This window comes from Erythrobacter sp. CCH5-A1 (genome assembly GCF_001557115.1).
In the GTDB taxonomy this organism is placed as follows: domain Bacteria; phylum Pseudomonadota; class Alphaproteobacteria; order Sphingomonadales; family Sphingomonadaceae; genus Erythrobacter.
Map to the genome: position 1 here is coordinate 1 of NZ_LSKQ01000036.1, position 8,004 is coordinate 8,004.

The window sequence follows — 8,004 nt, forward strand, 5'->3', positions numbered from 1 at the left end:
GCTGACGCTCGCCCCGCGCTCGGCCGCATAGGCGGCATAGCGCGCCTCGAGCCGCTGCTGCGCCGTGCCGCCCCATCCGGCCTCGAGCGCGGCCAATGCCTCCAGCCCCTTGGCCGGGTCAAACAGGAAGGTCATCACGTCGCGTGCGATCGGATAGGCCGCGCCCGAACCACCGCCGTGCTCGATCACGACCGCGCCCGCATAACGCGGGTTGTCATAGGGCGCGAAGAAGATGAAGAGCCCGTGGTCGCGATACTTCCACGGACCCGACTTGCCGTTGGAGATCGAGAGCGAGACGACCTGCGCGGTCCCCGTCTTGCCGGCGATCAGCACGTCTGGGATCGGCAGGCGCGCGCGGCCCGCCGTGCCCGGACCGTTGACGACGTCGCTCATCGCCTTCCTCACATATTGCACCTGCTCGAGTGGGAAATCGATCTTGTCGAACCCCTGCGGCCTGGTGTCGAGGGTCAGGCGCGGCATCACATGGTGCCCGGTGGCGATGCGCGAGGCCATCACCGCCAGCTGCAGCGGGCTGGAGAGCATGTAGCCCTGGCCGATCGTGGCGTTGACCGTGTCGAAGGTCTGCCATTCGCGGCCCCACTTCTTCATCTTCCACGCCGGGTCCGGTACGGTGCCGAAGAACTGGCTGGTGACGGGTAGCGGGAATTCCTGCCCCATCCCGCAGCGCCGCGCCATGTCGGCGATCGGCTGCATGCCGATGCGCTGGGCCATTGCATAAAAATAGACGTCGCAGCTCTGGTAGATGGCCTTGGCCATATTGGTGGCGCCGTGGCCGCCGCGGTTCCAGCAGCCGAACACGCGGTTGCCGACCCGGAGGCCGCCGCCGCAATTGACGGTTTCCTCGGGGTCGATCCCGGCCTGCATCAGCGCCATCGAGACCATCGGCTTTACCGTGGAGCCCGGCGGATAAAGGCCTTTCAGCACCTTGTTGCGCAGCGGCACGCGTTCATCGTCGCGCAGCATGGCATATTCGACCCCGCCGATCCCGTCGGAGAAGGAATTGGGGTCGAAGCTCGGCATCGAGGCCATGCAGAGGAGGTCGCCCGTGCGGCAGTCCATCACCACCACCGAGCCGCTCTCGAGCCCGATGCGGCGCGCGGCGTAATCCTGCAGCGGCCCGTCGATGGTGAGCTTTACGGGCGCGCCCTGCACGTCCTCGCGGGTTTCGAGATCGCGCACGATCCGTCCGCCCGCCGTCACCTCCACCCGGCGCGCGCCGGGCACCCCGCGCAGCTCGGTTTCGAACTGCTTTTCAAGCCCGTCCTTGCCGATCTTGTAACCGGGTGTGATCAGCAGCGGGTTGGGGTCCTTCTCGTATTCCTCGGAGGAGGCGGGGCCGACATAGCCGATCAGGTGGCCCACGCTGCAGCCGGTCGGGTAGAAGCGCGAGAAGCCGCGCTGGGGGACGACTCCGGGCAATTCCGGCAAGCGCACGCTGAGCGCGGCGAAAGCCTCGTAAGCAAGGCCGCTCGCGACCTCGACAGGGGCAAAGCCGCGCGAGGTGGCAACCTTGTCCTTGATATCGGCAATCCGCGCCGGTTCGAGCGCGAGCAGCTCGCCCAGCCGGTCGATCGTCCCTTCGGCATCGACCAGCCGTTCGGGGATGAGGTCGACCCGGAAATCGGCGCGGTTGGAGGCAAGCGGCGCGCCGTCGCGATCGAGAATCCAGCCGCGGCGCGGGGGAATCAAGGTGAGGTTTACGCGGTTGCTCTCGGATTCGAGACGATATTTCTCGTTCTCCGCGACCGACAGATAGCCCAGCCTGAGCGCCAGCAGCACCCCGATCCCGCCTTGCACCGCGCCGATCAGCACCGCTCGCCGTTCGAAGGAAGAGCGCAGCAGCGAGGCGTTGATCATCCTGGCTGGCTTTTGGGGCCCGCGCTGCAGGAAGGGGATCTTCATCAGTCGATCGTCCGCGCGCGCGACAGGCGGAAGCGGTCGAGCCCGGCGACGAGGCGCGCGATGACCGGATAGAGCAGCACGCTGGCAAGCGCCTGCGGCGCGGCGACGGTGACCATTTCGGGCGTCAGGCTTGCCCCCGAAACGACCAGACATGCCAGCCAGTAGACGACGGCCATGCTGGAGGCGGTGAACCAGTCCTGCCAGAAGCCGCGCCACGGAAAGCGCGCCTCGATCGCCTCGATCGCGATCATCGCCAACGACCACAGCAGGATCGCGCTGCCGAAGGGCTGTCCGCTGACAAGGTCGTCGAAGGCACCGAGCGGCGCGCCGGCCCACAGCGGCAAGAGGCCCGGGCGCACCATCCGCCAGGCGAGCAGCATCAGGAATCCGAAAGAGGGCGTCAGCGGCATCGTGTCGGCGATCAGCAGCACCGGGAGCGCAGAGGCGAGCATGATCGAGGCATAGGGCACGCTCCGCACGCGCCAGGGGGCGGGCGCGCGGTTGATGCGCAGCCCGTAGATGTCGGAGCGGGCGCGGGGGTCGAGCCGTTCCATCACTCCTCCGCGCCCGCTGGCGGGGGCGAGGCGGCAGGTGCGGGCGATCCCGCGCCGGTCGGCACGGCAGCCGTGCCTTCGGGCGCTTCAAGCTCGGCAACCGCTGCGGCTTCGTGGATCGGCATGACTGTCACGAAATTGGTCGCGGCCGGCTCTGCGACAAGCCGCGCGATGCCGCCATCGGGGGTGATCTTGGCGATGATCGCCACCGCCACGCCCGGGCGGTAATAGCCGCCCGCGCCGCTCGTCACCATCATGTCGCCGACTTTCAGTGGATTGACCCCGAGATTGACGAGGCGGATGCGCAGCAGGCCGTCACCGCGTCCTTCGGCAAAGGCGATGATATTGTCCGTGGCGCGGCGCACCGGCAGCACGCTCTCGCTGTCGGTCAGCAGCAGCACGCGCGAGGAGAAGCGTCCGGTCTCGAGCACCCGGCCGATCACCCCGCGTTCTGAAAGCACCGGCATCCCGGGCGCAACCCCGCTCGCCGAGCCCGCGCCGAGATAGGCAAGACGCCGCCCGCTGGTGGCGGTCGAGCCGACCAGCCTTGCGGTGGCCACCGGCTTCAGCTCGCCGTCGCGCAAGCCCAGCAGGCCCTTCAAGCGGCGGTTCTCGGCCTTGACCGCTTCGGCCTCGGCAAGGCGGATGCGGGCGATCTCGTTCTCGCGGCGCAGTTCGGCGTTCTGGCTGCCGGCGTTGAAATAGCCGATCAGACCGGCGAAAATCCCCTGCGAGCCCGAGCGCACCGCCGCCGTGCCCGTGCCCGCCGGGGTTACGACATCGCTCGCCAGCCCGCGCAGGGGGGCAAAGGCGGCGGGCTGCCACAGCGACAGCGCAAGCAGAGCCGCGCCAACCACGGCTCCCGCTGCGGCCAGCAGATAGCCGGTGAACAGCGAAAACTGCGCTTTCTTCGAGAAGCCGGTGCGGCGCGAAGAGGGGGGCGCCATGGCTTAAAGTTCCTTCAAGCTTGCATGGGCGCGCGTCACGCGGTCATCAGCACGCCGCGATAGACCGGATCCTCCATCGCCCGGCCGGTGCCGATGGCGACGCAGGTCAGCGGGTCCTCGGCGACCGAGACGGGCAGGCCCGTTTCCTCGCGCAGGTGCTCGTCAAGGCGGCGGATCAGCGCGCCGCCGCCGGTGAGCACGATGCCCTGGTCGACGATGTCGGCGGCGAGTTCAGGTGCGGTGTTCTCAAGCGCGATGCGCACCCCTTCGACGATCGCGCCGATGGGTTCGGAGAGCGCCTCGGCGATGTGCGCCTGGTTGATGGTGATTTCCTTGGGCACGCCGTTGACGAGGTCGCGGCCCTTCAGGGTGATGGTCTCGCCCACGCCGTCTTCCGGGATCATGGCGATGCCGTAATCCTTCTTGATGCGCTCGGCGGTGGCGTCACCGATGAGGAGGTTGTGGTGGCGGCGCACGTAGCTGACGATGGCTTCGTCCATCTTGTCGCCCCCGGTGCGCACCGAGGTGGTGTAGGCAAGGCCGCGCAGGGAGAGCACCGCGACTTCGGTGGTGCCCCCGCCGATGTCGACCACCATCGAGCCGACCGGTTCGGTCACCGGCATGTCTGCGCCGATCGCGGCGGCCATCGGCTCGAGGATCAGGTGGACGTCGCTGGCGCCCGCGTTGGAGGCCGCATCGCGGATCGCGCGGCGTTCCACCGAGGTCGAACCCGAGGGCACGCAGATCACGATTTCGGGATAGCGGAACATCGACTTCTTGCCGTGCACCTTCTGGATGAAGTGCTTGATCATCTGCTCGGCCACTTCGATGTCGGCGATCACGCCATCGCGCAGCGGGCGGATCGCCTCGATCGTGTCCGGGGTCTTGCCCATCATCATCTTGGCATCATTGCCGACCGCCTTGACGCGGCGGATGCCGTTGATTGTCTCGATCGCCACCACCGAAGGCTCGTTGAGAACGATGCCCTGGTCCTGCACGTAGACCAGCGTGTTCGCGGTCCCGAGGTCGATGGCCATGTTCTGCGAGCGGAATTTGAAGAGATCGGACAGGAAGCTCATGTTGGGTGTGTTTTCCGGTAATGACGGGCGTCTTGTCGCGAACCGCTTTTCGAGCTGCGGCCGCGAGAGGTTACGGACCCGTTTATGACATGACACCGCGCGCCTAGCGAATCCGTGGGCAAAACGCCAAAATATTTGTCCACTGTGGCGGTGATTTTGCTGCGGCCGCCCTCGAAATTGCGGCGGCTCACCGCTAGCGTGGCTGCAAATGCCGGAAATCCGCCGCCTCCCGTCCGATCTGGTCAACCGCATCGCCGCTGGCGAGGTGGTCGAACGCCCGGCTGCGGCGCTGAAGGAGCTGGTCGAGAACGCGGTGGATGCCGGCGCGCGGCGAATCGGGGTGGTGCTGGCCGAGGGGGGCCTTGCGCGGATCGAGGTGGTGGATGATGGCTGCGGAATGGGGCCGGCCGCCATCGCACTGGCGCTGGAACGCCACGCGACCTCAAAGCTCCCCGATTCGCTGATCGGCGCGGATGGCGCGATCGAGCTGGTCACGACGCTCGGTTTCCGAGGCGAGGCGCTGCCGAGCATCGCCAGCGTCGCGCGCCTCACGATCGAGAGCCGCGAGAGCGGGGCGGCCGAAGGCTGGCGGCGGGTGGTCGATCACGGCGCTTTGCTGGCAGACGAGCCCGCCGCGCTCCCGCCCGGCACCCGCGTGCGCGTCGAGGAACTGTTCGCCAAGGTGCCCGCGCGGCGCAAGTTCCTGCGCTCGGCGCGCAGCGAATATGCCGCCTGCCTCGATGTGGTGCGGCGTCTGGCAATGGCGCGGCCGGACATTGCCTTCACGCTCGAGACGGCGGGCGACGGGGCGCGGCGCACCGTCCTCAACCTGCAGGCGGGCGAGGACCTGGCGACCCGCGTCGCGCGGCTCATCGCGCATGAGCTGAAGGACAACTCGGTCCCGATCGAGCTTGCGCGCGACACGCCGCACGGGGTGATGCGCCTCACTGGCGTGGCGGGCCTGCCGACCTGGAACCGCGGCGTGGCCGATCACCAGTATCTCTTCGTCAACGGGCGTCCGGTGAAGGATCGCCTGCTGGTGGGCGCGGTGCGCGGGGCCTATGCCGACATGCTCGCCCGCGATCGCCACGCGGTGCTCGCGCTGTTCCTGGAACTGCCGCCGCAGGATGTCGACGTGAATGTCCATCCGGCGAAGACCGAGGTGCGCTTCCGGGATTCAGTGGGGGTGAGGGGGTTCATCGTCAGCGGCCTAAGGCAAGCGCTGGCTACCGGCGACCGGCGGTCCGCGCAGGGGCCTGACAGGGCAGCGATGGCGCGCTGGGTGAGCGAGCCGGTCGCGCCCGAGCCTGCGCCGATGGCGCCGCTGCTCGAAAGCGTGTTCGCCGGGCGCGACTGGTCCGCTCCGCAGGCGCGCGTCGGCGAGGCCCGGCCCGCGTGGACCGCCCCGCTGGCAGAGCCCCAGGGCCGCGCCGAAGAGGCCGCGCCCGTGCCCGAGGAAGCGCGCCAATACCCCCTCGGCATCGCGCGCGGACAGGTGGCGAACACCTATATCGTTGCGGAAGCTGCCGACGGCCTCGTGCTGGTCGACCAGCACGCCGCGCATGAACGCCTCGTGCTCGAACGCCTGCGCGCCGCCGGGGCGGACGCAAACATGCGCCGCAGTCAGGCGCTGCTGGTGCCCGATGTGGTCGAGCTGGACGAGGTCGATTGCGACCGCTTGGAAGACGCCGCCGAGGGTCTTGCGCGCTTCGGCCTCGTGATCGAGCGTTTCGGCCCTGCCGCCATGCTGGTCCGCGCGCTCCCCGCCGCGCTCCCCAAGGCCGACAGCGCCGCGCTGCTGCGCGATCTCGCCGACGACATTGCCAAGCATGGCAAGCAGGAGGATTCGGGCGCCTTGCTGCTCGCCGAGCGGCTCGAACTGGTGCTCGCCACCATGGCCTGCCACGGATCGGTGCGCGCGGGGCGCACGCTCTCGGTGGCCGAAATGAACGCGCTGCTGCGCGAGATGGAAGCGACCCCGCGCTCGGGCCAGTGCAACCACGGGCGGCCAACCTGGGTGAAGCTCTCGATGGAAGACGTCGAAAAGCTGTTCGGGCGGCATTGAGCGTCTTAGGGTTTGGCCATCCGCAGGGTTGCCTCACGGGGCGTCGAACCGTAGCTTGTCCAAATGGCTCCAAGATACCGATGTGGCGAACTTTTGTCAGCGGACGGCAAGCTCCGACTTGTTGTCTATGATCGCGCGGACTTCCGCTACATGCTCGTTGAAGAGCGCGTGCGAAGCTACGAAGCAGGCGACGAGTGGAACCCGGAGATCGTGCGTTTTCCCTCCGACGCGAATTGGAAGCCATCTTGGCAGATTTGGGCAGAACCGCGCGAAGGCATCTTTGGAACTGTCGAAGACGCCTTGCAGGAGGGCAAACGCATCCTCGCGCGCGACGGTAAATGACGTCGCCTCAGCGGAAGCTGGGGCCTAGGGCCTCTTGGTCCGGTGCTTGCAGCCCTGAGGTCCCAGCTTCCGCTGGGAAGGCAGGGTGGGGTTACCTCAGCGCCGCCTTCACGTCCGTCAGCTTGCCGTCGGCATTCGCATCCTCCGGCAGCCCCAGCACCGCGCGCAGCAGGGGGGCGACGTCAACATTGTCGAACACCGGCAGCGTCTCGCCACGCGCGAAGGCCGGGCCGTTGGCGATGAACAGCGCGAGCATTTGGGGGTCGGCATTGTCGTAGCCGTGCGCGCCGCCGGTGACCGGGTAGGCGGGCGGGCCCGAGAGGATCGTCCAGCCGGGTTCGGCGATGCAGATGATCGCCGCCACGCGCGGGTTGCTGCCGTAGTGGAGGCGTTCGGGAAGGTCTTCCTTCTTCGCGCAGGTCATGTGCTCGTGGGGCCTCAGCAGCGCCTCGGCGACGCGGTTGTCGGTGCCCAAGGCAGGCTCGATCGCGGCATAGGGCCCGGTCTCGACCGCGACAATGCTCGCCCGGTCGATCAGATCGTCGAGCTGGATCACGCGGGCCTCGTCGGTCGCGCGCATGCCGTGGTCGGCGACGATCACCCAGTTGACCGCGACGCCCAGCGCCTTCGCGCCGTCGACCAGCTCGCCGATCCGCGCATCGACCTCGGCGAGCGCGGCGTTGACCTCGGCGCTGTCGGGGCCGAACTTGTGCCCGGCGGTGTCGACCGTGTCGAAATAGATGGTGGCGAAGGCGGGGCGCAGGCTCGCGGGACGGCGCAGCCAGTCGATCAGGGCATTCACGCGCTGGACGTTGCTCACATTCTGATCGAACCGCATCCAGTCCGACGGGCGGCGCCCCTCATAGGCGACCTCGCTCCCCGGCCAGAACATCGTCGCGGTGCGCAGGCCGGCCTTTTCGGCGGTGATCCAGAGCGGCTCGGCCTCGTCCCACCAGAAGGGGTCGAGGGCCTGCGCGGCATTGCCGAGGCTGAACATCACCCCCGGGCGGCGCGGGTCGATCATCGAGTTGCCGACGATCCCTGTGTGGACGGCTCTCCGTTGGCAAGGGTATTTCTGCGCTGCGCTGGCTGGT

General features: G+C 68.2%; 7 protein-coding genes. 2 read left to right on the top strand and 5 right to left on the bottom strand.

Annotated features, from left to right (window positions below; all coding sequences use genetic code 11):
- The 4 genes from mrdA to AX708_RS02000 all read right to left on the bottom strand — a co-directional run.
- Positions 1–1,923: penicillin-binding protein 2 (gene mrdA / locus AX708_RS01985; protein ID WP_067489403.1), on the bottom strand; the 1,923-nt coding region annotated here is incomplete at its 3' end.
- Positions 1,923–2,477, bottom strand: coding sequence for a rod shape-determining protein MreD (gene mreD, locus AX708_RS01990; protein ID WP_066532721.1), 555 nt, complete (start codon positions 2,475–2,477; stop codon positions 1,923–1,925). The genes mreD and mrdA, both read right to left, overlap by 1 nt.
- Positions 2,477–3,424, bottom strand: coding sequence for a rod shape-determining protein MreC (gene mreC / locus AX708_RS01995; RefSeq protein ID WP_066532724.1), 948 nt, complete (start codon positions 3,422–3,424; stop codon positions 2,477–2,479). The genes mreD and mreC overlap by 1 nt, the downstream gene beginning before the upstream one ends.
- Before the next feature lie 35 nt (positions 3,425–3,459).
- A complete protein-coding gene (locus tag AX708_RS02000) occupies positions 3,460–4,503 on the bottom strand; it encodes a rod shape-determining protein (protein ID WP_066532725.1) in 1,044 nt (347 codons plus the stop codon).
- Positions 4,504–4,711: 208 nt separating this feature from the next.
- On the opposite strand from AX708_RS02000, the gene mutL reads away from it, so the two are divergent.
- On the top strand, positions 4,712–6,568 hold the full coding sequence (gene mutL / locus AX708_RS02005) for a DNA mismatch repair endonuclease MutL (RefSeq protein ID WP_066532727.1): 1,857 nt from the start codon (positions 4,712–4,714) through the stop codon (positions 6,566–6,568).
- Positions 6,569–6,718: 150 nt separating this feature from the next.
- Positions 6,719–6,910: a hypothetical protein gene (locus tag AX708_RS02010; protein WP_156454509.1), complete on the top strand. Its 192-nt coding sequence runs from the start codon at positions 6,719–6,721 to the stop codon at positions 6,908–6,910.
- A gap of 91 nt (positions 6,911–7,001) precedes the next feature.
- On the opposite strand, the gene AX708_RS02015 is transcribed toward AX708_RS02010, so the two are convergent.
- Positions 7,002–8,004: ectonucleotide pyrophosphatase/phosphodiesterase (locus tag AX708_RS02015; protein ID WP_067489406.1), on the bottom strand; the 1,003-nt coding region annotated here is incomplete at its 5' end.

Excerpts from the sequence above, each read along its gene's own strand:
- mutL (WP_066532727.1), top strand. The coding sequence starts at position 4,712 with ATGCCGGAAATCCGCCGCCTCCCGTCCGATCTGGTCAACCGCATCGCC.
- AX708_RS02010 (WP_156454509.1), top strand. The coding sequence starts at position 6,719 with ATGCTCGTTGAAGAGCGCGTGCGAAGCTACGAAGCAGGCGACGAGTGG.
- mreD (WP_066532721.1), bottom strand. The coding sequence starts at position 2,477 with ATGGAACGGCTCGACCCCCGCGCCCGCTCCGACATCTACGGGCTGCGC.
- AX708_RS02000 (WP_066532725.1), bottom strand. The coding sequence starts at position 4,503 with ATGAGCTTCCTGTCCGATCTCTTCAAATTCCGCTCGCAGAACATGGCC.
- mreC (WP_066532724.1), bottom strand. The coding sequence starts at position 3,424 with ATGGCGCCCCCCTCTTCGCGCCGCACCGGCTTCTCGAAGAAAGCGCAG.